Consider the following 26,064-nt stretch of genomic DNA (forward strand, 5'->3'; position numbering starts at 1 on the left):
GGCACGATCACTCGACCGCCCACCACCCCGGCAGCCGGGCCCGCACCTCGGGGCGCGCGAAGCGGTCGTCCATCAGCACCACCGTGCCCTCGTCGCCGGGGCCACGGATCACCCGCCCCGCCGCCTGCACCACCTTGATCAGCCCCGGGATGCGATAGGCGTAGTCGTCACCAAGTCCGAAGCGCGCCGCCAGCCGCGCCTTGAGGGCCTCGTTGAAGGGATCGAAGGGCGGCAGCCCCAGGGTGGCGATGAAGGCGCCGATCAGCCGCTCGCCCGGCAGGTCGATGCCCTCGGCGAAGGCCCCGCCCAGCACCGCGAAGCCGATCCCCTGCCCGCCCGGCGCGAAGCCGGCCAGGAAGGCGTCGCGGGCCTCCTCGCGCATGCCGCGGGTCTGGGCGCGCACGGGAATCTCCGGATGGGCCGCCTGCAGCCGTGCCAGGGCCGCCTCCAGGTAGGCGAAGCTGCTGAAGAAGGCCAGGTAGTGGCCCGGCCGGCGACGGTATTGGCCGGCCAGTTCGGCGACGATGGGCGAAAGCGACGCCTCCCTGTCGCGCAGCCGGGTGGAGATGTCGGCGCGGATGCGCACCTCGAGCTGCTCGGCGGCGAACGGCGAGGCGACCTCGTGCCACACCGTGGCGGCCGGCAGGCCCAGCAGGTCGCGGTGGTAGTGGGCGGGGCTCAGGGTCGCCGAGAAGAGCACCGCAGACTGCGCCGCCGCGAAGCGCGGCGCCAGGAAGTCCGCCGGCACCAGGTTGCGCAGCCCCAGCACGGCCCGGCCGCGACCGTGGCGGGCCAGGTCGCATAGCGAGTGCTCGCCGAAGGACTCCACCAGGCGGGTGAAGGCCAGCGCCTCGAAGAGCAGCTCCTGGAGCGCGAGGGAGGCCTGGTCGGGGTGTTCGCCCAGGTGCTCGGTGATGGCGCTGGCGACCCCCTGCAGGGCCGCGACCATCCCCTCGGGCAGGCCGTCGAGCACGCGGTAGGCCGGCCGGCCCGGCTCGCCGGCCTCGCCCATTCCCGCCTCCCGGACCAGCGCCTGCCACTGACGGGCCAGGCGCCCCAGGGGGCGCGCCAGGGCCCCAGGAGCCTCACGGCGCAGCCGGGCGAGGCGGCGCTGGTCCAGCTCGGCGCTGTACATGCCCCGGGCCCGTTCCACCAGGTTGTGGGCCTCGTCCACCAGCAGGCCCAGGCGCCAGCCGTTGGCGCGGGCGAGGCCATGCAGCAGGGCGTTGGCATCGAACCAGTGGTTGACGTCGCCGACGACCACGTCGCACCAGCGCGCCAGCTCCTGCCCCAGGTAGTAGGGGCAGACACCATGGTCGAGGGCCACCTCGCGCAGCGCCTCGCGATCCAGCCAGCCTCGCGCCACGGCGGCCTGGCGTGCCGCCGGCAGCCGGTCGTAGAAGCCCGACGCCAGCGGGCAGGCCTCGCCGTGGCAGGCCCGGTCGGGATACTCGCAGGCCTTCTCCCGGGCGGTGAGCTCCAGCACCCGCAGCGGGGCGGCGGCGGCGTCCGGGCTGCCGGCGCCCCCGGCCCCGAGGGCGACCAGGGCATCCAGCGCCAGCCGGCGTCCCGGCGTCTTCATGGTCAGGAAGGCCACGCGGTCGAGCCCCTGGCGGGGCATGGCCTTGAGCAGCGGGAAGAGGGTGCCGAGGGTCTTGCCGATGCCGGTGGGGGCCTGGACCAGCAGGCAGCGGCCGGTGCTGGCGGCCTTGTAGACGCTCTCCGCCAGGTCGCGCTGGCCGGGACGGAAGCGCTCGTGGGGAAAGGCGAGCTCGCCAAGCGCCCCGTCACGCCGCTCCCGATGCCGGGCCTCCTGCGCGGCCCAGGCCAGGAAGCGGCGGCAATGAGTCGCGAAGAAGGCCTGCAGTTCGGTGGCGCTCGCCTCGCGGGTCAGCACGGTCTCGCGGCCGGTGGTGATGTCCAGGTAGACCAGCGCCAGGGTCAGCGAGGCGAGGCCACGCTCGGCACACAGCAGCGCACCATAGACGCTGACCTGCGCCCAGTGCAGGGCCCGCTGGTTGTCGGCCATGCGCTCCAGGCGCCCGCGGTGGGTCTTGACCTCCTCCAGGCGGTTGGCCGCCGGGTCGAAGCCGTCGGCACGGCCGCCCACCGTCAGCCCCTCGAAGGCGCCGGAGAGCGGCAGCTCGGACTCGTATCCCCCGCCACGCCGCCTCGCCACCAGGGCATGGCCCGCGATGCCCTCCCGGGCGCTGGGAGCCGGGGTGAAGCGATGGTCCAGGTCCCCCTCCCGGGCGGTGAAGTCGCACAGCGCGCGCACCGCCACGCGATAGCCCGCCTCCCCGCTCATTCGCCGTCCACCGCCCAGCGCACATGGCAGACCCCGGCGGGGATCGCCCGGGCATGGAAGAAGGCCAGCCAGCGCCGCTGGTTGTCCTGCAGCCGGTCGCCGGGCCCCTTCACCTCGATCAGCCGGTAGCGCGGCTCGCCCTGCGGGGCCTCGGGAAGGAACTGGATCAGGTCAGGAAGGCCGGCCCGGTTGGCCTTGAGGTCGCCGAGCAGCCGCTCGAAGCAGGCGCGCAGGTGAGCGGCCGGCAGGCAGGCCAGCGCCCGCTCGAGCAGCGCCGCGTCGAGCGCCCCCCAGTGCACGAAGGGCGAGGCCAGCCCCTGCTTCGCCCGCCAGGTGGCGCGGATCGCCTCGCGATACTCGCCGGTCTCGAGCCGGGCCAGGCAGGCATCGAAGCGGTCGCGGCGGCGGGCCACGAAGTCCTCGCGGTAGAGGTCCGCCGGGCCGTGGTGAAAGGGGTGGAAGAAGGCGCCGGGCAGCGGCGCGAAGAGCGCCTCCCAGCAGAGCAGACCGAAGAGCCCGGTGAACAGGCTGTTCTCCACGTAGTGCACCGGCGCCGCATCATCGTGCAGGTGGTCGCGCACCCCGGCCTCAACCGGACCGGGCGGCAGGGTCAGGGTCCACTGCCGAGGCGCCGGCTCTCGCGGGAAGGTCCGCGGGGCAAGCCCCAGCCGGCGGCGCAGCCTCGGCACCAGCCGTCCCAGCGCCTGGGCCTCCTCCTCGCTGGACGGGGCCTCGGCCAGGGGCTCGGCCAGGGCCAGGGCCGCGACGTGCTCCCCGCGGCGCTCCAGCAGGCGCAGGTGGCGGATGCGCGCCTCGACGCTGCCGGTATGGCCCGCGTCCGGCCAGCCGGCCTCGGCATAGAGGGCAAGGGCCGGCTCGCCCTGACCCTCTCGCTCCGCCTGTCGCCCCAGCGCCACGCAGAGCCGCCGATGCCGCGCCGCCAGCCAGGCGTTGTCGGCCAGCGGCGCGGGCAGTTCGGCCTGCAATACCGAGACCGCCTCCCCGGCCTCGAGCCGTTCGCGCAGGCGGTGCAGGGCCAGGTAGGCATCCACTTCCGTGCGGCGCCGGAAGGCCCGGGAGTCGGGGGTGATCGCCACCCGCTCGAAGCGCTGCAGGCCGAGTTCGGTGAGCACGAACTCGGCCCAGTCCTGGCGCAGGTTGCCGAAGAACATCAGCCGCAGCCGGTCGCAGGTCGCCATCACGGCAATACGCACGACACGGTCCGGCGCCTCGGGCCACCAGTCGGCAAGCGGGAGGTCCTCGGTGAGCCGCGGCGCAAGCGCCTCGAACAGCGCGGCCTTGCCGGTGGCGGCGGCCAACCCCGCGGCGGCGATCTCGCCGGACAGGGCACGGCGCAGCTCGGGCAGGCGCAGCTGGCGGAAGAGCTCCTCGAGGTCGAGTTCCGGCGCGGCCTCGAGCAGACCCGCCTCGACCAGGGGCGCGAGCGCCGCCTCGGTGTCGCCGATCTCGGGATAGCGCAGGCGCGAGGTGCGAAAGTGCTCCCCCTTGCGCATCACCATGCGCACCAGCAGCGCCTGCGAGGCCTCGGGCAGGGCGGCGAATGCCGCCAGGAAGCCGTGCTCGGCCGCGTCCAGCAGGTCACCGTGGCGCTCGGCCACCCACGCCAGCACGAAGCGGAAGTTCGCCAGGTAGTAGCGCGGGTCGTCCAGGGGCGCGGTGACCGGGGCGGCGGCGGGAATACTGTTCATGCATCCATGGTATCAGGGCCGAGGAGGCAGCGTCAGCGCGGCAGGCCCCGGGCCAGTTCGCGCACCACCTCGGCGGCGGGAACCTCGCGGCAGCGGCTGGCGTTCTGCCCGGCCCATAGCGGCGAGAAATCACCACGCCCTTGCGCCTCGGCAGCGGCCCGCAGCGGGGTGATGGCCGCGGTGGCCAGCGGGAAGGCCGGCGCCGCGTCACTGATCGGCCCCAGCTCGCGCATCAGCCGGGTGACGATGCCCCGGGCCGGGCGGCCGCTGTAGAGGTTGGTCAGGGCCGTATGGCGGGCCGCCTCGCTCATCAGCGCCCGGCGATGGATGGCCGAGGCGCGGGACTCCGGACAGCAGAGGAAGGCGGTGCCCACCTGGACGGCCTCGGCGCCCAGCGCCAGGGCCGCCGCCACGCCCCGGGCATCGGCGATGCCGCCGGCGGCGATCACCGGCACCTCCACCGCCTGGCGGACCTGGGGCAGCAGCGCCTGGGTCCCCATCTGGGTGGTCAGGTCCTCGGTCAGGAAGAGCCCGCGATGGCCGCCGGCCTCGAGCCCCTGGGCGATCAACGCATCGGCGCCGCGGGCCTCCAGCCAGCGCGCCTCCTCCACCGTGGTGGCCGTGGAGAGCACCGTCGCGCCCCAGGCCTTGACCCGCGTCAGCAGCTCAGGCGCCGGCAGGCCGAAGTGGAAGCTCACCACCTCCGGACGGAAGGGCTCGAGGGCGTCGCAGGCCGCATGGTCGAAGGGACGCCGCCCGGCCCCGGCCGGCACCGCCTCGGTGTCGAGGCCGAACTCGGCATACCAGGGCGCCAGCGCCGCCTGCCAGCGCGCCAGCCGCTCGGGGTCGGGCGCGGGCGGCGTGTGACAGAAGAAGTTGACATTCACCGGCCCCGAGGTCGCGGCGCGCAGGGCCTCGAGTTCCTCCGCCATGGCCTCGGGCGAGAGCATGGCGCAGGGCAGGGCCCCGAGGCCGCCGGCACGGGAGACGGCAATGGCCAGCTCGCTGCCCTGGGCACCCGCCATGGGAGCCTGGAGGATGGGCAGGTCGAGGCCCAGTCGATCGGCCAGTGTCATGGGGTATCTCCTCGGTCGTTGGTGTTCTGGTCGGTGGGATCCTGGTCGGAGGGAGTGCGCTTCCGGCCGGTCTGTCGCCAGGGCCACTTGCGGCCCAGGGTATCGGCGGCGTGGGCGTCGCGCTCCCCCAGCGGGCGGGCCGTGCCGACGGTGGTATCGCGATAGGTCTGGCGCTCCATTTCCGCGTTGAACTCCGCGCCCAGCAACACGGTGAATGCCGAGAGCCAGAACCACAGCATCAGCATCACCACCGCCCCCAGCGAGCCATAGATATCACTCAGGTTGATCACGCTGCCGAAGTAGAACGAGAGGCCCGCAGAGCCGATCAGCCACAGGAGCGTCGCGACGACGGAACCCATGCTGACCCACTGCCAGCGCGGCGGCCGCCTGTCGGGCCCGAAGCGATAGAAGACGGCGATGACCAGCATCATCACCATCAGGAGCACCGGCCAGCGCAGCCACACGATCGCCATCACCAGCAGCGTATCCAGCGCCAGCATGCCGATGGCCAGCGGAAAGAAGGCGACGAAGACGATGGTGATCAGCAGGACCAGGATCAGCCCCAGCGTCAGCGCCGCGACGATCCAGCCACGCTGCAGCGATCCCCGACGGTCCTCCTCGCCGTATACCACGTTCAGCCCGGCCACCATCCAGAGCACGCCCTTGGAGGCGATGAACATCGCCACCAGCACACTGCCAAGGGCCGTCAGGCTGAGGCCGGTGCTGGTGGTCTCGGCGATCTTGCGTGCCTGGTCCTTGATCAGGGTGGAGGCCTCGGGCGGGAGATAGCGGCTGAGTTCCACGATCTGACTCGCCAGGTCCTGGGGGTCCATCACCAGCGCCCAGACCGAGATGATCGCGGCGATGGTCGGGAAGAGCGCCAGCATGGCATTGAAGGCGATCCCGGCGGCCATCATGGCGACGAAGTCCTGGATGACCTGCTGCTTGACGCGCCATACGATATCCAGCCACCCGGTCGCGGGGATCTGCCTGGGCTGGTCGGCACGGCGACCGCGTTCCGGCTTCGCCATGGCCACCTCAGGGCCGCTCCGCGGGGCGCAGCACCATGCGCGCATCGCGGATCTCGATGTCGAAGCGGTCGAGGAAGCTCATGCCCAGCAGCGCCGCCTCGCCGGTGAGCCCCGGGCTGATCGAGCCGCGCACCTCGTGGGCCTCGTAGCCGCCCAGGCTCACCGTCTCGAGGGTAGCCAGCTCGCCGCGCACCCGGCCGTTGGCGGTGTTGAACCAGGCGCTGCCGGTGCTCTGGAGCCCCAGCCGCTCGGCCATCCCGGCGGGCACCGCGACATAGGTGGCGCCGGTGTCGAGCAGGAACTCCACCGGCTGCCCGTTGATGCGCCCGGTGGCCACGAAGTGGCCGGCGCGGTTGCGCTCCAGCACCACCGGCTCGCCCTCCCCCACCGCGACGTTGGCGAGATGGGCATTGGGGTTGCGCTGCGTCTCCAGGTAGCCGTGGAACCACCAGGCCCCGCCGCCCAGGAAGAGCACCCAGAACAGCAGCATCATGCCCAGCCCCGCACGGCGCGTGGCGCGCTCCTCGCTCATGACCTTCCCTCCCGGCATCTGCCCCTTGAGACCATCATGCCACAGCGACATTCCGCATCCGTTGCGCTAGCGCCCGTTGCGCGCCTCCCAGTCTCGGGCCGCCTGCTGGCCGCGGGCCTGGTTGACGAAGAGGCAGACCAGGATGGCAATGACGAAGAGCACCGCGCAGAGCAGGATCGACGCCTTGAGCCCCACCAGCGACTGCAGCAGCCCCAGGCCGATGATGCCGATCACCCCGGCGAGCTTGTTGGCCAGGCCCCAGAAGCCGAAGAACTCGGCGGCCTTGCGGCTCGGCGAGAAGAGCCCCACCAGGGCGCGGCTGGCGGACTGGCTGGAGCCCAGGGAGAGCCCCGCCAGACAGCCCACCACCAGGAAGAGGTGCTGGGCCTCCCAGTCGAGCCCGAACCGGGCATGCAGGAAGGCGGTGACCTCCGGCGTGGCCCAGATGGCCAGTATCGCCGCCACCCAGAGTCCCAGGGTGAAGAGGTAGGTGACCCGGGTGCCGATGCGGTCCTGGATGAAGCCGAAGCCCAGGGCGCCTGCCGCCGCGGTGACCTGCACGATGATGAACATGATGTTGCGCACCGACTCGTCCCAGCCGATCACCTGGGCGCCGTAGATGAAGGCGAAGGCGATGATGATGTAGACGCCGGCCATGGAGAAGAGCAGCGAGACCAGGAAGATGCCCAGGTCGCGGAAGCGCCTGAGCTCGTGCAGGGTCGTCGAGACACGCTCCCAGGCGATCTCGCGGTAGGGCTTGCCGGGCGGCTGGGGCGTGCCGCGCTCCTTCACCCACAGGAAGGTGGGGATGGCGGTCAGCAGGAAGAAGCCCGCCGCGAAGGGCCCCACCCAGCGGATGCGCTCGAAGTTCTCCGCCGTGGCCTCGCCCAGCGCCACCAGCGTGAACCCCGCGGCGAAGAGCCCGCCCACGTAGCCCAGCGCCCAGCCGAAGCCGGAGATCTTGCCCAGGTCCTCGGGCGGACCGAGGTCCGGCAGGAAGGCAGCGATGAAGGACTCGCCCATGGAGTAGGCGTAGTTGGAGAGCACGATCAGCACGAGACCCAGCACCACGTAGCCCGGTTCCACGAAGTAGAGCATGGCGGTGGTGGCCACGGTGGCCAGGTAGCTGACGAACAGGAATCCCTTCTTCTCGGCCCGGTAGTCCATCACCGCCCCGCATAGCGGGCCGGTCACCACCACCAGCAGGTAGCTGATCGCCAGCGCCAGGCTCCACAGGAAGTTGGCCAGGCGGTAGCCGTCGCCGCGATCGCCGACGATCACCGTGGTGAAGAGCTCGCCGAACACCACGGTGATGATCAGCAGGGTATAGGCCTGGTTGGCGAAGTCGAACATCGCCCAGCCGAGGATCTCCTTGCGCGAGGCGCGGGGAGTCGTCGGCACGGCGGCGGGGATCGGGCTCATGCGGGACGTCCCTGTGGCATCAGGCCGTCACCATAGCAGCCCCTCCTGCCCTAGACGAGATCGCGGGGAATGGTCTCATCCCAGGTGCGCGCATAGATCCGGGTATCCCCCTCCCAGGCGTCCAGGGTAGCCCGGATGCGGAAGTTGTCGGCATCAGAAGTCAGCAGGGTGCGGGTCAGGGTGCTGACCTCCCAGTCACCGCGCTTGAAGCTGCGCTGCCACTCCGTCCAGCCGCTGACGCTGTCGTAGCTGCCGTAGGCGTAGGCATAACGCTCGGTGACGCTGGCGGCGATCTCCAGGTCGATGTCATCGATCCGGTAGCGCCCTTCGTCATGGACCACCTCCAGGGTGGTGCGATCCTGGGCCAGGTCGCGGATCACCTGCCAGGTCTCCTGGGTCGGCTGCAGCAGCGTCTTGGCCAGGGGCGGCGCGCCCTCCGGCTCGGCGAAGGCGGGCAGCGCGGCCTCCTCGGCGGGGCGTGGCTCACGCCTCGGCAGCAGCAGCCGGCTGGCGCCGGGCCAGAGGGTGATGCGTGCCGGCTGCGGCGCCGGCCAGGCCAGCGGCCAGTAGCTGGTGGAGAGGGAGAGGCGCAAGGCGTGGCCCGCGGGAAACTGCTGGGCGATGTGCTTGAGCGGGATCCTGACCCGATAGCGCCGGCCCGGCTCCAGCGGCTCGGGGTGCTCGTCGCTGTCGCGGTGGGTCAGGTTGAGAAGCCCGTAGGAGACCCTTGTGGCCTTGTCATCCTCGGCGATGTCGGAGAGGCGCAGCGCCACCATGGCCACCGGCTGGTCGGCGGAGAGCTCGAGTTCGACCATCGGCGACCCGCAGATCTCCAGTGGCGCCTCGAGGCGCGCCGTCTGGAAGATCAGCGAGCCCCCATCCTCGTCGCGCTGGTCGTGGGGTAGGTCGGGCGGGGCATTGTAGGAGCACCACTTGCCGGCATAGAGCCCCACCGAGAGGGGCGAGCGGATGTCCAGAACCGCCTCGTCCTCCTCGCCCCCTTCGTCTTCCGGCACCAGATCGTGCCCCTCGGTGAGCTGGAAGGCCTCGGCCACGATGTTCGGCGATGGCCAGTCGGGCTCGGCGACCCAGCGCCCGGGACGCTCGTCGTAGCGTGCCGAGGGCGGCACCGACTCCTGCATCCAGACGCGCAGCATGGGCTCGTCCATGATCCCGGTGTCGATGCCCTTGAGCCACTGGTCCCACCAGCGCAGCGACTCCTGCAGGAAGCCGATGGCCGGCCCCGGCACGCCCAGGTGCGGGTACTTGTGGGCCCAGGGGCCGACCAGCCCCTTGCGCGGCACCTCGAGCCCCTCGAGCACCCGGAAGACGGCGTTGCAGTAGCCGTCGGCCCAGCCGCTGACGGCATAGACCGGGCACTGGATCTGCGAGTAGTCCTCGCACACCGAGCCGTGCTTCCAGTAGTCGTCGCGGCGCTGGTGCTCGAGCCACTGGGCGAGCCACAGGCCGCTACCGTCCAGGCGCTCGAGCCACATCTCCCTCCAGCGCTCCCCCACCAGCTCGGGGTCGGGGGGGCAGGCGTTGCCGTCGAACATGGTCGAGGCCCAGGAGAGGTTGTCGGCGAGCAGGCAGCCGCCCATGTGGTGGATGTCGTCGGCGTAGCGGTCGTCGGTGAAGCAGAGGGTGATCACCGCCTTGAGCTGCGGCGGGCGCAGGGCGGCGATCTGCAGGCCGTTGAAGCCGCCCCAGGAGATGCCGATCATGCCGACGTCGCCGGTGCACCAGGGCTGGGCCTCCAGCCACTTGAGAATCACCAGGCCATCCTCGAGCTCGCTGGGCAGGTACTCGTCGGTGAGCACGCCGTCGGACTCGCCGGTGCCGCGGATGTCGACCCGCACCCCGGCATAGCCATGGCCCGCCCAGTAGGGATGGCTCTGGACGTCGCGCTCGGCGGTGAGGTCGCGCTTGCGATAGGGCAGGTACTCGAGGATCGCCGGCACGGGGTGGAGCTCGGCGTCCACCGGCCGCCAGATGCGCGCCGCCAGCCGGCTGCCGTCGGGCAGGGGAATCCAGGTCTCCTCCTCCATGACGCGGCGGGGAAAGTCGTTGACGATACGCATGATCCTGCACTCCTTAGACCCTTGAGTAAGTCCCTTGAGTTAGTCCCTGAACTAGTCCCTTGAAACCTGCTCCGGGCCGGCCGTGCTCAGCCCTGGATATTGTCGAACTCGAACACCAGGCGCGCCGCTAGCCGGTCGTAGTCGGCGAGCAGCTGTTCGGACGATGACGCCCCCATCCAGACATAGGCCAGGGCATAGCTGTAGCTGTCCTGTTCGGGCAGCGCGGAGAGCCACTGCCCCTCCTCCACCTGGACATCGATCATGGCCCCCGGGAAGTCGGCCTCGAGCGCGGCGAGCTCGTCCGGGGTGGGCACCCGGGTCACCCGGGCATCGGAGAAGAACACCCGATAGAAGAACTTGGCGGCGATGGGGAAGGCCCCTTCGCGATGCGGCATGTCGGGGCGGTTTCCCAGCCCCAGGTCGATGGTGACCTGCTGATGGCTGATGCCGTCGACCTTCTCGAAGAGGTCGCAGTGCGACTGGGAGATGCGCGTGTTGATCTCCAGCAGCCAGATGCGCCCCTGCACCTCGTCCCAGAAGTACTCGACGTTGAAGGCGGCATTGTCGTAGCCGATATGGCTCATGACGGTACGGGTCAGCTCGACCATCTCTGCCTGGATCTCGCCGGGCAGCCCCGAGGGGTAGCGATAGTGGAAGAAGCTCAGCACCTGAGGGTAGCGCAGCGAGTCGACGATGCCGTAGCTCTCCACCTCGCCCTGGTAGACGTACCCCTCCACCGTGCACTGCCAGCCGCCGATGATCTCCTCGGCCATGCAGAAGTGCCCGTCCACCGCGGCCACCTCCGGCGGCAGCCGCGCCTGCTCCAGCACCGTGTTGAAGGGGTCGGCGATCAGGCCGATGGCGTCGCGCAGCTGCTCAATGGCGTGGTAGAAGTCCTCGGGGGTGTCGATGCGAAAGCCCAGCCGCGAGCCCGAGGACTTGATCGGCTTGACGAAGAAGGGAAAGTAGAGCCCCGCCTCGCTGATCCGGGTCATCGCCTCGTCGTCGAAGGGGTCGAAGGCGACGAAGGCCGGGATGTGGCCGGGAATCACCTCACGCTGCACCCGGCGGCTCCAGTACTTGTGCTCGCACTTGAGCAGGCTTTCCAGCGAGGTGGTCGAGGTGCCGAAGCGCTCACAGAGGATCGGCAGCATGGTCGAGACCGGGAAGTCCATGTAGCCGACGATGGCGTCGATGGAACCCTCGAAGGCCTCGAGCTGTGCCGTGGCCTCCGCCAGCATGGCGGCGATGTCGAACTCCTCGGTGTCGTAGACCGCCTCCGGGGCGATCACCCCGTGGAAGCGCCACTGCCCGGCACCACGCAGCGTCTCGAGACGCTGGCGATTGAAGTCGTTGAGCCCCACCACGAAGATGTTCCTGACCTCGGCCATCGCCCTGCCCCCTCTGTCGCGCGCCGGACCCGGCGCCTTCGAGCAGCATAGTCCAGTGCGGGCTGGATGCCGGGTCAGTCGTGCCGGTCGCGTCCGGCAGCGTCGCCTTCCTCGCGGCCGCGCTGCAGGCGGTCGATGGCCTCGCCGCCCCGGTCGGCCAGTGCCGCCAGCCGGTCGATCTGGTCGTCCAGCCGCGGCAGGGCCTCGCGGCGATAGCGGGAGAGGTCGTCGATGGCCCCCATCACCTCGCCGAAAGCCTGCTCCAGGGCCTGCATGTCGAGCATTGCCGACGAGGCCCGCTGCTGGATGTCCACGCCCTGCTGGCGCAGCGCCCGTGCGGTGCCGCCGATCATCTCCGAGGTGGTGGCATTGAGCGCCTCGACGCGATCCAGCACCAGCCGCTGGTTGGCGATGGCCAGGGCGACCGTGACCGCCACGGTGAGCGCCGAGACGGTGACGTTGATGGCGCGGTCGACGCCACGCATCAGCTCGCGGTTGTTGCGGATGATCACCTCCAGCGCCAGCACGCCCTGCTGGCTCACCGCCAGCTGCTGCTGGAGGTCGACGATGCGCTGGCGCAGCGGAAACAGCAGCTCCTCCTCAAGGAAGCGCCGCTGGGGATCCTCCTCGTCGCGGCGGGCGATGGCGGCCTGCAGCCGCTCGTCGATCAGCCGTCCCAGGGCGACCTGTCGCTGCAGCTGGACGTGGCTCTCGTGCAGCGACTGCTGGTCGTCGCCGAGGGTGAGGTTGTCGCGATGCAGCATGTCGCGCCCCCCTTCCAGGTCGGCGATGATCGCATCCAGCGCCTGCTGGGCCGTCTCGAACTTGCGGAAGTAGCGCTGCAGGCGACTGCCAGCGCCCGGGAGCAAGGCCAGCACGCGGTCCAGCGGGCCCGGCGACAGGCGATGACGGCCCGGGTCCAGCTCCTGCATCCGGCCGCGCAGGTCGACCAGGGCCCTGGCCACGGGGCCGCCCTCGTCCCCGTGGTGGGCCAGCTGGCGCAGCGGCGTCTGCAGCATGGTGCTCTGGTGGGCGGCCTGCTGCTGCAGCTCCAGCCCCAGCTCGTCGATGGCGCGTCGCTGGCGCGCCATGGCCTCGGCATCGCCGCCGGCGACCAGCTCGTCGACGAAGGCATCGGCCTCGGCCGAAAGCGACGGGTCCTCTGTGCCGGCGTCCAGGCCGCTGTCGTCCAGCTGGTGGGCGATCTCCTCCACCGGTGGCAGCGACAGGCGGGACTCGCGTTCGGGTTGCTGGGTCATGGGCACCTCTCGAAGAATCGGGTCAGGGCATGGGACGGGCCGGCCTCAGGACCGGCCACGCCCGTAGCGGTCGGCACGGGAGACGAAGCGGCGCAGCTCCTCCAGCGCCTGCTCGGTGGTGACCGAGGCCTGCGGGCGCCCGGTCTCGATGCGCGCCAGGGAGACGGCCGTGTCGTCGAGGACGGTCAGCGCCGATTCGTTGCGCGCGGCCAGCTCGCGCAGCCCCTTCTCGGTCTCCTCGAGCAGTTCCAGCCGCCGCACCAGGGCGGCACGCTCCTGCTCCCCCAGCGCCCGGCCCTCGCGACTCAGGCGGCGGCGCACGAAGTCACCGTCGACGTTCGCCACCCCACTGGCCCGGGAGGCCATGGCGTCGAGGGTATCCACCGCGGTACGGCAGACCTCGACCACCAGGCCCCGGGCGCGGGCGAAGGCCAGCTCGCCGCTGTCGAAGCGGCTCCCCAGCACCTCCAGCACATGGCGGTAGCGGCTGTAGACGCGGTCGGCCTGCACCGCCAGGTCGGGGCGGCGTGCATCGACCAGCCCCTGCTTGGCCCGGCACAGGGCCAGCACCAGGTCGTCGGCATCCGCCGGTGGGCGTGCCGGGTCGAGGACGGCCAGGTCGGCCTCGTGTGCGTCGCGCTGCCGCTCGGCTCGGCGGTGCGCCTCCTCGGACGCACGCACCGCCTGCCGGCGCTTCTCGCGCCGCCGAGCGAGCCAGCCGCGCAGCCGGCGCTCCAGCGGCAGCGCGACCGGCACCGCCACCAGCCCGGCGAGCCAGCCCGTCAGGGTCGGCCCGAAGCCGCCCCACAGCGAGGTGAGCCACAGCAGCAGGCTGATGAAGGGCACCACCAGGGCGTAGCGCAGGATGACCTGCAGGCGGCCGGGCGGCTCGACCGGCACGGCCAGGCGTGGGTTGACCAGCCCCACCAGCAGCCACGGCAGGCAGGTCAGGAAGAGACCATAGGAAAAACCCTGCAGGAATCCCAGCATGGGGCTGACCATCCTTTATCCAGCGGAGGGAAGGCACGGCACGCGACTAGAGCCACAAGGTGAGCACCAGGGCCACGACGCCCACCAGCAGGGCGATGCTCACCGCCACGACCACCACCCGATCGAGCCAGCGATCGAAGCAGGCCCAGTCGAGCCGGCGCCGCTGGCGTCGACGGGTGGCACCGCGACGTGGCGCGCCGCGGCCGGTGCGGATGAGGGTCATGGTCGAAGTCCGATTTCACCATTGTTCCCTGAGCTTACGGCCTGCCGCGGCGGCTGGCCACTGCCATCGGCGGTGATCGCCACCAACAGCCCGGTTCAGCGCTTGACACGCCGGTTGACCACGCTGGGGGCCCGGCGCAGGCGTTCCTCCTCGCCCAGGGACTCGGCCTCGAAGGCATCCGCCCCCACCGGGGTCTCGCCATGGCGGCGATAGAGCTGAGTGAGCATCGCCTTGCGATCGCTGCGCAGCTCGCGAACCAGCACCACCACCATCATGTAGAGGATGAAGGTGAAGGGCAGCGCCGAGAGTACCGAGGCCGACTGCAGCCCGGTCAGGCCGCCGGCGGCGATCAGCGTCAGGCAGATGGCGGCGATCAGCACGCCCCACGCCACCCGCTTGAAGAGCGGCGGGTTGATGGAGCCGGCGTCGGTCATCTGTGCGACGATATAGGAGGCGGAGTCCGCGGAGGTGACCAGGAAGATGAAGATCAGCAGCATCGCCACCACCGAGAGCGCCCCGGAGAAGGGCATCAACTCGAACATCTCGAACAGCGCCACGGTGATGTTGTCCTGGGTGGCCGCGGCCAGGCCCACGTCGGCACCGAGTTCCATGTTGATGGCGGCACCGCCGAACACGCCGATCCACAGGCAGGCCAGCAGCGGCGGGATCAGCAGCACGCCGAGCACGTACTCCTTGATGGTGCGCCCGCGCGAGACCCGCGCCACGAAGGTGCCGACGAAGGGCGACCAGGCGATCACCCAGGCCCAGTAGAAGATCGTCCAGCTGCTCGCCCAGGTGATGTCGCCGTAGGGCGAGATGCGCAGGCTCATGCCGATGAAGTTCTGCAGGTAGTCGCCGAGGCCCAGGGTGATCGTCTCGAGGATGGCCACCGTGGGGCCGGTGACCAGCACGTAAAGCATCAGGCCGATGCACAGGATCATGTTGAGGTTGGAGAGGCGCTTGATACCCTTGTCCAGGCCCGACCAGGTCGAGGCCATATAGGCCAGGAACATCACGAACAGGATGATGAACTGCCACAGGGCGTTCTCGGGCAGGCCGAAGACGGCATTGAGCCCGCCGTTCATCTGCAGCACGCCCAGCCCAAGGGAGGTGGCCACCCCCATCACCGTGGCCACCACCGCGAAGATATCCAGCCAGGAGGCATAGGGACGCACCCTGGGATGCCTGGCGGTCACCGAGGAGAGCACCGAGGAGACCAGACCGGCCTGCCCCTTGCGGAACTGGAAGTAGGCGATGATCAGCCCCACCACCGAGAAGGCCGCCCACTGGTGGATGCCCCAGTTGAAGTAGCTGTACTGGATGGCATAGCGCGCCGACTCGACGCTCTCGGCCGGCACGTCGCCGTAGGGTGGGTCGATATAGTGGGTCATGGGCTCGGCCATGCCGTAGAACACCAGCCCGACGCCGAAGCCCGCGGCCAGCAGCATGCTGATCCAGGAGAAGAAGCTGAAGCTCGGCGAGCTATCCTGGGGTCCCAGGCGGATCTTGCCGTACTTGCTGAAGGCCAGGCCCAGCAGGAAGAGCACGAAACCGAACACCGAGAAGAGATAGAACCAGCCGAACAGCCGGGTGGTGGTCGAGAGCGCGGCGCTGGCGGCGGCGCCGAAGCCGTCGGGAAAGGCGGCGCCCACCGCCACCAGTGCCAGGATGATCAGCGCCGAGACGGCGAAGACCCGCTGTCCTCCGTGATTCGCCATGAAGACGCTTCCTTTGTCGAGGATTTGTACAAAAATCATGCTGCCAGAGAGCCCGGACGCTATCATGCCGACCCGCGGCCGGCCCAGCCCGCCAGGCAGCCTGCCCCCTCGGCGGCGCGGGCATTGCATTCCGCACCGGCCGCCCCGATGCTAGGAGAAACTCAGCAGGCTAATCGTTTCCGGAGCGCTCCACGACATGTCCCGACTCGCCGACACGCCCCTATCCGTGCTCGACCTGGCCCCGATCCGCGAGGGCGGCAGCGCCGCCGACAGCTTCCGGGAGAGCGTGGCGCTGGCCCGGCTCACCGAGCGGCTCGGCTTCACGCGCTACTGGCTGGCCGAGCACCACAGCATCGAGGGCATCGCCAGCGCCGCCACCGCGGTGCTGATCGGGCATATCGCCGGCGCCACCGAGCGCATCCGGGTGGGCAGCGGCGGCATCATGCTGCCCAACCACCCGCCGCTGGTGGTCGCCGAGCAGTTCGGCACCCTGGAGACCCTCTATCCCGGGCGCATCGACCTGGGCCTGGGGCGCGCGCCGGGCTCCGACGGCCCCACCATGGCCGCCATGCGCCGCGACCCCTATGCCGGCGTCGATGACTTCCCGCAGCGACTGGCCGAGCTCCAGGGCTATCTCGACGACGAGCGCCCGGGCCAGCGAGTGCGGGCGGTGCCCGGCCAGGGCACGCGGGTGCCGCTCTGGCTGCTCGGCTCCAGCGACTTCAGCGCGCGCCTGGCGGCCCGGGAGGGGCTGCCCTTCGCCTTCGCCGCCCAGTTCGCCCCGGCCCAGCTGTTCGAGGCGCTAAGGCTCTATCGCGACAACTTCCGGCCATCGGCGGTGCTGGACCGGCCCCACGCCATGGTCGGCCTGCCGGTGATCGCCGCCGAGAACGACCTCCAGGCGGACTACCTCGCCTCCACCGCCCGCCGCAAGTTCCTGGGCATGATCCGCGGCCAGCGCACCAAGGCCCTGCCACCGGTGGAGACGCTGGACTGGTCACCCCGGGAGCAGTCCCAGGTGGAGCAGTTCCTGGGCGCCGCGGTGATCGGCGGGCCCGAGACCGTGCGCGAGGGCCTGGAGCGCTTCCTGGAGCTGACCGGCGCCGACGAGCTGATGCTCAATACCGATGTCTACGCCGCCGAGGACCGGCTGCGGAGCTACGAGATCGTCGCCGACGTGTGGCGCTCATGACCCGGACCGACGCCTCGCGACCGACCCTTGGCCATCTCGTCGACGGCTTCCGGCGCATGGCGCCGCTGTCGCTGTTCGTGATCGTCTTCGGGCTGGCCTTCGGGGTGGCGGCCCTGCAGCAGGGGCTCTCCGCGGCCGAGACCCTGCTGATGAGCGGCCTGGTGTTCGCGGGGGCGGCTCAGTTCGCGACCCTGGAGCTGTGGGGCGATACCATCCCGCTGCTGCCGCTGGTGGCCATCACCCTGGCGATCAATGCCCGTCACCTGCTGATGGGCGCCGCCTTCTACCCCCACCTGCGCGACCTCTCCAGCGGGCGTCGCTACGCCAGCCTGATCCTGCTCAGCGACGCCAACTGGGCCATGGCCATGACCGGAGGCTCCTCGGCGTCGCGCCTGGGCATCCTGGTCGGCGGGGGCCTGGCGCTGTGGTCCACCTGGATGCTCGGCACCGGCCTCGGCGTGGCCTTCGGCAGCGGCATCAGCGAGCCGGGCCGCTTCGGGCTGGATGCCATCATGGGCTGCTTCCTGCTGGCCATGCTGGTGGGCGACAAGCGCGACCTCGGCGTGCTGCTGCCCTGGGGCGCCGCGGCCCTGGCGGCCCTGGCGGCGATGGCCTGGCTGCCGCCCCACGCCCACGTGATTGTGGGGGCGCTGGCGGGCGGCGTGGTGGGCCTGCTGCTGCCCCCCACGGGCAAGGAGACGGCGCCATGACCCTGTCGGCCGCCAACGGCGGCGTGCTGCTGGCCATCGTGATCATGGCGCTGGTCACCTACCTGACCCGCGCCGGCGGGGTCTTCGTGATGGCCCGGGTGCCCATCGGCCCGCGGGTCGAGCGCTTCATCAACGCCATGGCCGGCTCGGTGCTGGTGGCGGTGATCACCCCCATGGCCGTGAACGGCGACGGCGGGGCCCGGATGGCCCTGGTCGCCACGGCGGGGGTGATGCTGGTGCTGCGCAAGCCGCTGCCGGCCATCGCCGCCGGAATCCTGACCGCCGCCCTGTGGCGGCTGGTCGCCTCCTGAGCCCGCCTCGGAACGAAGCGCCCGCCGCGCTTTCCAAGGGGCAGTCATTCACGGGGTGTCGGCCGTGCCGACGCCCCTCACAGACACTGGAGTCCCGCATGCCCGATCCCCATGACCCGCGCCGCGATGCACAGCAGAATGCCGCCTGGCGCGCCGCCCGAGAGTGGCAGGCACGCGCCCGCCAGACCCGCGCCGACGGCCCCCTGGGCGGCCTGAAGCTGCTGCTCACCTGGCTGCTGTTCGGCACCCTGATGATCGTGGCCATGGTGTTCGGCCTGATCTTCCTGCTGCTGGGCTGGGCATTGATGCCGCTGCTACGCCACCGGCTGAAGAAACGCATGGAACAGATGCGCGCCGAACAGGCCGAGGACGTGGACGGCGCCAGCTTCCACTATCAGGAAACCCGTTATCGGGAGACGCACACCTCCAGCGGCAGCCATCGCGAGCAGCAGGTGCTGGAGGGGGATTATGAAGTCAAGAGTGGGGAGTCCCGGGAAGGAGAGCACAAGGATCCCGACCGCACCTGAACGACAAGGCCCGCCAACACGGCGGGCCTTCAGGGTAGATGAAACCTTGCAAACTCAATGGCTGCCCAACGCTTCCAGGGTACCGGCATTGGGACAGAAGTCGCAGGCCTCGGGCTCCGGCCCATCCGCGAGCACCCGGGCGCAGCGCGTCTTGTGGGGGCATAGACTGCAGACCCGCTCGAGATCACGCTTCACACCATTGCCAACAACCAGGGGTGTCATAGGATCGACCCCGTGGACTTCCATCATGCGCGGCAGCAGGTCGGATACCGAGCCTCCATCAGACCAGAACAGCGGAGAATCGATTCGCGCCAGCCCCAGGTCATTCAGGCGTGATTCGCGCTCGGCCTCATCCAGCTCCTCCCAGGCCCGGTGCTGGCGATGTCTCCGCCAGGCACCGACCATGGTGTGAGCCAGACGTCCGGCCGTGGCGTGGATACCGTCGCGTAATGTCGTCATGGGCAGGCCTCCTCAGATCAGATCCATGAGGTCACACTAGGCCAGCCCAGGCCACACCGCCTTGACCTGCATCAGCCAGATGGCATCCCGATGGCTCAGCCAACATCGGCGGGGCGCAGCACCGCCACCGGACAGCGCACCTCGTGGAGCACCTCGTGGCTGACACTGCCGGCCACCACCTGGGAAAGCCCGCTGCGCCCATGGGTGGTCATGGCCAGCATGGTGTCCTGGCAGTCCGCAAGGTAGCTGACGATGGAATCCGCCGGATCACCATGCAGCACCTCCCAGTCCAGGTCCATGTCATGCTCGCTGCGCAGGCGTCGTGCCAGGCCATGCACATAGCCGGACTCCATCACATCGGCATGGCCGCCATCCAGTGGAACCGCCGCGGCGGCCGCGGTATCGATGACCTGCAGCAGCTGCAGGCGGGCGCCCAGCCGCTTGGATAGCGCCACCGCATGGGGCAGGATCGCCTCGGAAAGCCTGGAGCCATCCACACAGACCATCAACACCTTGACCTCGCGATGCGAGTCAACATCGAAGCGCGGCCCGCACAGGTAGACCGGCCGGTTGGCGCGCCGCACCACGCCGGCGGTGACGCTGCCGATCAGCATCTCGGGTACCGGCCGCCGGCCGTGGGCCATCATGCACAGCCCCACCGCTTCCCGGCCGGCCAGTTGGCCCAGATAGTCCTTGGCACTCGCGTGGACGACCACCTCGATGCTGGTGTCTTCCGCCTGCTGCTCCGAGAGACGCGACTGCAGGGCCACTCGCCGCGGCTCGACTCGCTCCTCACCGGCCACCACGGAGGTCACACAGAGCGGCAGCGCCAGCTGACGGGATAAAAGCTGGCCGAGCATCAGGGCGCGCTGGGAGGCGTCGCTCTCGTCCATCGCCACATGAATCTTGTCCATCGTAGGACTCCTCTGAAAAGCCTTGTTCTTGAAGTTTTATGCTGGGTCGCGATATCAGCTCTGCTTGCGTGCCTGGGCTTGTCTCGCCTTGCGTCCGAGGCCAGGCAACGGTCGGTGCAGCAGGGCATAGGCGAGTGCGCCGACCGCCACCCCCCAGAAGGCCGAGCCCAGCCCCAGGAAGCTCATGCCCGAGGCCGTGGCGATGAAGGTGATTACCGAAGCCTCCAGATGGTCCTTGTGGGCGGCGAAGGCACTGACGTTGCTGGTGATGGCACCGATCAGCGCCAGACCTGCCAGCACTGCGACGAACTCGCCGGGCAATGAGGTGAACAGCAGCACAATGGTCCCCGCGAAGGTGCCGCCGATCAGATAGAAAACCCCGTTGGCTACCCCGGCCACGTAGCGCTTGCCGGGGTCCTCATGGGCCTCCTTGCTGGTGCAGATGGCCGCCGTGATCGCGGCGATCACCGTGGTGACCCCTCCGAAGAAGGCGGTGACGAAGGAGGTCAGGCTGGTCACGGTAACGATTGGTCTGGCCGGCGTGTTGTAGCCAGAGCTACGCATGATCGCCATGCCCGGCAGGAACTGGCCGGTCAGGCTGACCAGCACCAGCGGGATGGCCAGGCTCAGGGTCGCATTCCAGCTCCACTCGGGACGGATGAACTGCGGGTTTGCGAGGCTCAGCGTCACGCCATCGAGGTTCGCATCCTCGAACACCACGGCCAGGATGACGCCGACCACCAGCAGCGCCACCAGGCTGTAGCGTGGGGTCAGCCGCTTGAACACCAGGTAGGTCAGGATCATGCCCAAGGTCAGCGCCGGCACCGCCTCCAGGGAGACGAAGACCCCGACACCGAACTGGAACAGGATGCCCGCCATCATGGCGCTGGCGATGCCAGGAGGGATCGCCTGGATGATGCGGTCGAAGGAGCCGGTGATCCCGATCACGAAGATCACCGCCGCCGCCGTAAGATAGGCCCCCACCGCCTCGTTCAGGGACAGGCCAGGGAACAGGGTCACCAGCAGTGCCGTACCCGGTGCCGACCAGGCGGTGACCACGGGCACCTTCAACCATAGACTGAGCACGATTCCCGAGACGGCGGCACCGATGGAGATCGCCCACACCCATGAGGTCATCATGGCCGTGGAGATCTCGGCACTCTGGGCCGCCTGGAAGAAGATCGCCAGGGGACCGGAGTAGGAGACCAGCACCGCCACGAAGCCGGCGGTGATCGCGGGTATCGACCAATCCTTGTGAAGTCGCATGTAACGTCTCTCCGTCACACCTCAGGCGACGCCGAGGTGGGTGTCGAGGATGGTGGGATCATCCTTCAGGCCTCGGGAGTCGCCGCTGTAGACCACTTCGCCCTTGACCAGCAGGATGTGTTTCTCGGCCACGTCGAGCAGGTTGTCGATGTTCTTGTCGACGATGATGGTGGCGATGCCCGAGGCCTTGATCTCGTGGATGATCTTCCAGATCTCGTCGCGGATCAGCGGTGCGAGCCCCTCGGTGGCCTCGTCGAGGATCATCAGGTCCGGGTTGAGGGTCAGCGCCCGGCCGATGGAGAGCATCTGCTGCTCGCCCCCGGAGAGGAAGGAGCCATCATGGTTGATGCGCTGGCCGAGTCGCGGGAAGGTGTCCAGCACGCGCTCCAGCGTCCAGGGCGACTCGCCCTGCTCGTTGGGGCGAGCGGCCATGATCAGGTGCTCGCGCACGCTGATCCCCGGGAAGATGCCGCGCCCTTCTGGCACATAGCCGATGCCCTGGCGGATCAGCTGCCAGGGGCGACGCTTCGCCGCCGGGACGCCCTTGATGCGCACCTCGCCGCGCCGCGGTGGCACGAAGCCCAGGATCGACTTCAGCGTGGTGGTCTTGCCCATGCCGTTGCGCCCCAGCAGGCTCAGCGTCTCGCCGGGCATCAGGGTGAGGTCGACGCCGTGCAGGATATGGCTCTCGCCATAGTAGGTATGCAGCCCGCGGGCCTCGATCAGCGGGGTGATCTGCTGTTGTGCCGTCATGCCGTGGCCTCCTCGTGGTGGCGCCCGAGATAGACGTCGCGCACCTTCTCGCTGGAGCGAATCTGCTCGGTAGGCCCGCTCTCCAGCACGCAGCCGTCCACCATCACGGTGATGCGGTCGGCCAGGCGGAAGACGCTGTCCATGTCGTGCTCGATCAGCACCAGGGTGTAGCGGTCGGTGAGGCTCTCGAGCAGTTCCGTGACCTGCACGGTCTCCTCGCGGCCCATGCCGGCCATGGGCTCGTCGAGCAGCATCAGGCTGGGGGCCGTGGCCAGCACCATGGCGATCTGCAGCTGGCGCTGCTCGCCATAGCTCATGTCGGCGGCCGGGGTATAGGCCCGATGGACCAGGTGGCAGGTCTCGAGCACCTCGAGGGCCCGCTCGCCGACCTCGCGGGCACGCTGGCGGGAGCGCCAGCTGCCGAACACACCGCCCAGGTGGATGCGCGCCGCCAGCTCGCAATTCTGCAGGCAGTTGAGGCGCGGGAAGATATTGGTCTTCTGGTGGCTGCGGCCGATGCCCATGCGGGCGATCTGGCGCACGCTCTTGCCCTGGATCGGCTTGCCGTGGAAGAGCACCTCGCCCTCCGAGGGCGGGATCTCCCCCGACAGCAGGTTGATCAGGGTGCTCTTGCCGGCGCCGTTGGGCCCGAGGATGGCGTGGATCTCGCCCGGCCGGACGTCGAAGTCGACGCCGTTGACCGCCACCAGGCCGCCGAAGCGGCGCGTCAAACCCCGGGTGGCGAGTATCGGTTCCTGGCTCATGGCTTAGCCCTCCTTGCTCTGGGTTGCGGGCCGCACGGAGGCCTGATCATCAGGCGCATCTTCCCCCTCCGCGGATGTCACCTTGCGCCGCCAGGGCGGCGCGATGATCAGCCCGGCGATGCCGCGTGGCAGCACCAGCACGGCCGCGATGATGGTCAGGCCCATCAGGATCGGCCAGTGCATGGTCAGGTGCTCGTAGATATAGAGCAGGATCTCGTAGGCGAAGGCGCCGAGGATAGGGCCGAAGATGGTGCCCATGCCGCCAAGGATCAGCATCATCAGCACCTCCCCGGAGGTGTGCCAACCGAGCTGGGCCGGGTTGGCGAAGCCGTACTGCATGGCCGCCAGCATGCCGGCGATGGCGGCGAGGACCCCGGCGATCACGAAGGCGACCAGCTTGTAGCCGTTGGTGGCATAGCCGAGCGCCTGCATGCGGTGCTCGTTGTCGTGGATGCCGTCGAGCACCTGGCCGAAGTAGGAGCGGGTCAGCCAGCGCAGGAACAGGAAGCCCGCGACCAGCATCCCCAGGCAGAAGTAGAAGAAGGTGTGGGGATCGCTCATATCCACCAGGGCCGTCTCGCCGACCGTGACATCGGGGCGGAACATGATGAAGACCCCATCCGTACCGCCGGCGAAGGGTGCGGTGCTGATCAGGTAGTAGAGCATCTGGCCGAAGGCCAGGGTGGTCATGATGAAGAAGATGCCCTTGGTGCGGATCACCAGCAGGCCCACCACCAGGGCGGCGACGGCCGATACCAGCATCACCAGCGGCAGCATCCACCACAGCGAGGCCGCATCGAAGTCGGGGCTGGCCAGCGCCAGGGTATAGGCGCCGAGGCCGAAGAACAGCGCGTGGCCCAGGCTGACCAGGCCGACGATGCCGACCAGCAGATCCAGGCTCATGGCGAAAAGCGCCAGGATCACCATCAGGGTCAGCTTCTCGAGGATGAAGTCCGACTGGTCGCCGAACAGCGCCGGCCCCCAGAGCGGGAAGATCGCGACGATGGCCAGCAGGACCAGCATGATGACGGCGACGCGCTTGGGATATCTATGCAACATGTCTCAGTCTCCTCAAGCGAACAGGCCGCGGGGCTTGACCAGCAGCACGGCGGCCATGATCAGGTAGATCACCATGCTGGCGATGCTGGGGATCAGCACCGAGCCGAAGGTCTCGGCCATGCCGATCAGGATGGCACCCCAGAAGGCGCCCTTGATCGAGCCGATCCCGCCGATGACCACCACCACGAAACAGGTGATCAGGATGCTGTCGCCCATGCCCGGGGTGATGGAGGTCAAGGGGGCGGCGATCATGCCGGCGAAGGCGGTCAGTGCGACGCCGACGCTGAAGATCAACGTGAACAGGGTGCGCACGTTGATGCCCAGACCCTCCACCATGTCACGGTTCACGGCCCCCGCGCGGATGATGATGCCCAGGCGCGTATGGCGGATCACCCAGTAGATGACGCCGGCCAGCGCCAGGCAGACGCCCATCACAAACAGCCGGTAGACCGAGTACTGCAGGTTGTCGGTAAGCTGCAGGCTGGCATCGAAGGGCGCCGGGATCGCCACGCTGTGGACGTCACCGCCCCAGATGATGCGCTGCGCCTCGTTGATCACCAGGATCAGGCCGAAGGTCAGCAGCACCTGGTAGAGGTGGTCGCGCTTGTAGAGCGTATCCAGGAACAGCCGCTCGATGACCAGCCCCAGGGCGACGGCGATGGGAATGGCGATGAGGATCGCCAGCCAGAAGTTGCCCAGCCGCAGGGTCAGGTCCCACACCAGGTAGGCCCCGATCATGTACATGGCCCCGTGGGCCAGGTTGATGATGCCCATGATGCCGAAGATCAGGGTCAGGCCGCTGGCGATCAGGAACAGCAGCAGTCCGTACTGCAGCCCGTTGAGGAGCTGCACACCAAAGAATGCGAGATCCATGACGATCTCCTCCGCGATGGAAGGGGCGAGCCAGGCTCGCCCCGGGAAGTCAGACGTTCACCGGCTCACATCTGGCAGGCGTCGTCCGGCACCTCGAGCTGCTCGGCAGCGACGCCGACCACCTCGTGCTTGCCGTCGCGGATCTCGCGCAGGTAGACGTTCTGGATCGGGTGGTGGGAGCTGGAGAAGCTCATCGGGCCCCGCGGGCTCTCGAGCTCCACCTTGGCCAGGGCCTCGATCAGGGCGTCCCGGTCCTCGGTGTTGCCGCCGACCGCGTCGAGCGCCTGGACCAGCATGGCGCCGGTGTCATAGCCCTGCACCGAGTAGGTGTCGGGGGTCACCTCGTAGGCGTCCTCGTAGGCCGACAAGAAGGCCCGGTTCTCCTCACTGTCCAGGGTCTCGGCGTAGTGCATGGTGGTCAGCACACCCTCGCCGGCACCGTCCATGGCCGCGATGTTGCCCTCGATGAGGAAGCCCGAGCCCATCAGCGGGATGCTCTCCTTGAGGCCGGCGGCGGCGTAGTCGCGCACGAAGCTGACCCCGCCGCCCCCCGCGAAGAAGGTGTAGACCGCGTCCGGGGCGATGCTGGCGATCTGGGTGAGGTAGCTCTGGAACTCGGTGCTCGGGAAGGGCACCAGGATCTCCTCGACGATCTCGCCGCCCTGTGCCTCGAAGGCCTCCTTGAAGCCGGCCACGTCCTCCTTGCCGCCGGCGTAGTCCCAGGTGATGGTCACGACCTCGCGGTGCCCCCGGTCATGGGCGACCTTGCCCATCGGGAAGCTGTTCTGCCACATGCTGAACGAGGTGCGGAAGACGTTGGGCATGCACAGCTGGTTGGTGGCGGCCTCCAGGCCGGCATTGGGGATGATGGTGATGGCGCCGGACTGCTTGGCCACCCGCAGCATGCCCATGGCCACGCCGGAGTGGACCGGGCCGATGACGAAGTCGACGCCATCGCCCTTGACCAGGCGACTCATGTTCTGGGGCGCCTTGGAGGGGTTGGCCTCGGAGTCGAGCTGCACGTACTCGACGTCGCGGCCGCCGAGCTGGCCGCCATTCTGCTCGATGGCAAGCTTCAGGCCATTGGTGATGGCCTCGCCCAGGGCCGTGTAGGTGCCGGAGTAGGGCAGCATCAGGCCGACCTTGACCGGGTGGCTGTCGGCCATGGCGGCGGAGGCAGACATGAGGGTAGCGGTGCCCAGCACGCTGGCGAGGGCGGTCTTCTTGGCATTCTTCATGGTGATTCCCAGGGGGTCAGTTGTTGTTGGAGCGCGATGCTCTGCTGGGACGTCCCTGTCCCGCTCATGCTTGGGCGTCGTCGTCAGACGTGGTAGACGTCGATGACCTGGTGGATGTAGTCGTTGTTGAGTTGCACGACTTTTCTGGTGATCAGCGGCGTCGCCCCCGACACGTCCAGGGTGTAGAAGGCGCTGCCGAAGTAGCTGTCGGTCTTCTTGTAGCGGTGGCTCAGGGTGTGCCAGTTGAAGCGCAGCTCC

Annotated in this window: 25 protein-coding genes; 4 read left to right on the forward strand and 21 right to left on the reverse strand. The window is 69.3% G+C overall.

Translation table 11 applies throughout. The annotated features are described in order from the left end of the window. Nucleotides 1-7: 7 nt before the first annotated feature. The 12 genes from DFP85_RS14190 to DFP85_RS14240 form a co-directional block, all read right to left on the reverse strand. Nucleotides 8-2,308, reverse strand: a complete 2,301-nt coding sequence (locus DFP85_RS14190) for an ATP-dependent DNA helicase (RefSeq protein WP_133637090.1) — start codon at nt 2,306-2,308, stop codon at nt 8-10. Next, nucleotides 2,305-4,017 carry a VRR-NUC domain-containing protein gene (locus DFP85_RS14195; protein WP_133637092.1) on the reverse strand — a complete coding sequence of 571 codons (1,713 nt, stop codon included), beginning with the start codon at nt 4,015-4,017 and terminating at the stop codon, nt 2,305-2,307. Before DFP85_RS14195 ends, DFP85_RS14190 begins: the two co-directional genes overlap by 4 nt. Before the next feature lie 32 nt (nt 4,018-4,049). After that, the gene (locus DFP85_RS14200; RefSeq protein WP_133637094.1) at nt 4,050-5,093 is read right to left on the reverse strand and encodes an NAD(P)H-dependent flavin oxidoreductase; all 1,044 of its coding nucleotides are present in this window, start codon (nt 5,091-5,093) and stop codon (nt 4,050-4,052) included. Then, nucleotides 5,090-6,124 (reverse strand): YihY/virulence factor BrkB family protein, encoded by a 1,035-nt coding sequence (locus DFP85_RS14205; protein ID WP_133637095.1) that lies wholly within the window; start codon nt 6,122-6,124, stop codon nt 5,090-5,092. Before DFP85_RS14205 ends, DFP85_RS14200 begins: the two co-directional genes overlap by 4 nt. Nucleotides 6,125-6,131: 7 nt before the next feature. Next, nucleotides 6,132-6,656: a retropepsin-like aspartic protease family protein gene (locus tag DFP85_RS14210; protein ID WP_133637097.1), complete on the reverse strand. Its 525-nt coding sequence runs from the start codon at nt 6,654-6,656 to the stop codon at nt 6,132-6,134. A 66-nt stretch (nt 6,657-6,722) separates the two neighbouring features. Beyond that, nucleotides 6,723-8,078 carry an MFS transporter gene (locus DFP85_RS14215; RefSeq protein ID WP_243737307.1) on the reverse strand — a complete coding sequence of 452 codons (1,356 nt, stop codon included), beginning with the start codon at nt 8,076-8,078 and terminating at the stop codon, nt 6,723-6,725. A 50-nt stretch (nt 8,079-8,128) separates the two neighbouring features. Then, entirely contained in the window at nt 8,129-10,159 is a 2,031-nt protein-coding gene (locus DFP85_RS14220) for a CocE/NonD family hydrolase (RefSeq protein ID WP_133637099.1), read from the reverse strand. A gap of 86 nt (nt 10,160-10,245) precedes the next feature. Further along, nucleotides 10,246-11,550: an ATP-grasp domain-containing protein gene (locus DFP85_RS14225; protein WP_133637101.1), complete on the reverse strand. Its 1,305-nt coding sequence runs from the start codon at nt 11,548-11,550 to the stop codon at nt 10,246-10,248. Nucleotides 11,551-11,624: 74 nt separating this feature from the next. Then, on the reverse strand, nt 11,625-12,809 hold the full coding sequence (locus DFP85_RS14230) for a toxic anion resistance protein (RefSeq protein ID WP_133637103.1): 1,185 nt from the start codon (nt 12,807-12,809) through the stop codon (nt 11,625-11,627). 45 nt (nt 12,810-12,854) lie between these two features. After that, nucleotides 12,855-13,799, reverse strand: coding sequence for a cobyrinic acid a,c-diamide synthase (locus tag DFP85_RS14235; protein ID WP_133637105.1), 945 nt, complete (start codon nt 13,797-13,799; stop codon nt 12,855-12,857). A gap of 46 nt (nt 13,800-13,845) precedes the next feature. After that, the gene (locus DFP85_RS18940; RefSeq protein WP_166644647.1) at nt 13,846-14,022 is read right to left on the reverse strand and encodes a hypothetical protein; all 177 of its coding nucleotides are present in this window, start codon (nt 14,020-14,022) and stop codon (nt 13,846-13,848) included. Nucleotides 14,023-14,117: 95 nt separating this feature from the next. Continuing rightward, the gene (locus DFP85_RS14240) at nt 14,118-15,740 is read right to left on the reverse strand and encodes a BCCT family transporter (protein WP_133637107.1); all 1,623 of its coding nucleotides are present in this window, start codon (nt 15,738-15,740) and stop codon (nt 14,118-14,120) included. A gap of 196 nt (nt 15,741-15,936) precedes the next feature. Between DFP85_RS14240 and DFP85_RS14245 the strand changes: the two genes are divergently transcribed. The 4 genes from DFP85_RS14245 (at nt 15,937) to DFP85_RS14260 (ending at nt 18,480) form a co-directional block, all read left to right on the forward strand. Further along, nucleotides 15,937-16,932 carry an LLM class flavin-dependent oxidoreductase gene (locus tag DFP85_RS14245; protein ID WP_133637109.1) on the forward strand — a complete coding sequence of 332 codons (996 nt, stop codon included), beginning with the start codon at nt 15,937-15,939 and terminating at the stop codon, nt 16,930-16,932. After that, complete coding sequence (locus DFP85_RS14250) at nt 16,929-17,642, forward strand: AzlC family ABC transporter permease (RefSeq protein ID WP_133637111.1); 714 nt, start codon at nt 16,929-16,931, stop codon at nt 17,640-17,642. Before DFP85_RS14245 ends, DFP85_RS14250 begins: the two co-directional genes overlap by 4 nt. After that, complete coding sequence (locus tag DFP85_RS14255) at nt 17,639-17,953, forward strand: AzlD family protein (protein WP_133637113.1); 315 nt, start codon at nt 17,639-17,641, stop codon at nt 17,951-17,953. Before DFP85_RS14250 ends, DFP85_RS14255 begins: the two co-directional genes overlap by 4 nt. A gap of 98 nt (nt 17,954-18,051) precedes the next feature. Then, nucleotides 18,052-18,480, forward strand: coding sequence for a hypothetical protein (locus DFP85_RS14260; protein WP_133637114.1), 429 nt, complete (start codon nt 18,052-18,054; stop codon nt 18,478-18,480). A gap of 54 nt (nt 18,481-18,534) precedes the next feature. On the opposite strand, the gene DFP85_RS14265 is transcribed toward DFP85_RS14260, so the two are convergent. The 9 genes from DFP85_RS14265 to DFP85_RS14305 form a co-directional block, all read right to left on the reverse strand. Beyond that, complete coding sequence (locus tag DFP85_RS14265; RefSeq protein WP_133637115.1) at nt 18,535-18,939, reverse strand: DUF6455 family protein; 405 nt, start codon at nt 18,937-18,939, stop codon at nt 18,535-18,537. 95 nt (nt 18,940-19,034) lie between these two features. Continuing rightward, complete coding sequence (locus DFP85_RS14270; RefSeq protein ID WP_133637116.1) at nt 19,035-19,853, reverse strand: universal stress protein; 819 nt, start codon at nt 19,851-19,853, stop codon at nt 19,035-19,037. Between the two features lie 54 nt (nt 19,854-19,907). Then, nucleotides 19,908-21,119, reverse strand: a complete 1,212-nt coding sequence (locus DFP85_RS14275; RefSeq protein WP_133637117.1) for a benzoate/H(+) symporter BenE family transporter — start codon at nt 21,117-21,119, stop codon at nt 19,908-19,910. Nucleotides 21,120-21,140: 21 nt separating this feature from the next. Beyond that, nucleotides 21,141-21,872 (reverse strand): ABC transporter ATP-binding protein, encoded by a 732-nt coding sequence (locus DFP85_RS14280; RefSeq protein ID WP_133637118.1) that lies wholly within the window; start codon nt 21,870-21,872, stop codon nt 21,141-21,143. Next, nucleotides 21,869-22,636 (reverse strand): ABC transporter ATP-binding protein, encoded by a 768-nt coding sequence (locus DFP85_RS14285; protein WP_133637119.1) that lies wholly within the window; start codon nt 22,634-22,636, stop codon nt 21,869-21,871. The genes DFP85_RS14280 and DFP85_RS14285 overlap by 4 nt, the downstream gene beginning before the upstream one ends. 3 nt (nt 22,637-22,639) lie before the next feature. After that, a complete protein-coding gene (locus tag DFP85_RS14290; protein WP_133637120.1) occupies nt 22,640-23,695 on the reverse strand; it encodes a branched-chain amino acid ABC transporter permease in 1,056 nt (351 codons plus the stop codon). A gap of 12 nt (nt 23,696-23,707) precedes the next feature. Beyond that, complete coding sequence (locus DFP85_RS14295) at nt 23,708-24,568, reverse strand: branched-chain amino acid ABC transporter permease (protein ID WP_133637121.1); 861 nt, start codon at nt 24,566-24,568, stop codon at nt 23,708-23,710. Nucleotides 24,569-24,633: 65 nt separating this feature from the next. After that, entirely contained in the window at nt 24,634-25,806 is a 1,173-nt protein-coding gene (locus DFP85_RS14300; RefSeq protein WP_133637122.1) for an ABC transporter substrate-binding protein, read from the reverse strand. A gap of 83 nt (nt 25,807-25,889) precedes the next feature. After that, nucleotides 25,890-26,060, reverse strand: coding sequence for an aromatic-ring-hydroxylating dioxygenase subunit beta (locus DFP85_RS14305; RefSeq protein ID WP_279512946.1), 171 nt, complete (start codon nt 26,058-26,060; stop codon nt 25,890-25,892). Nucleotides 26,061-26,064: the final 4 nt, after the last annotated feature.

This window comes from Halomonas ventosae, from assembly GCF_004363555.1.
GTDB classification, from domain to species: domain Bacteria; phylum Pseudomonadota; class Gammaproteobacteria; order Pseudomonadales; family Halomonadaceae; genus Halomonas; species Halomonas ventosae.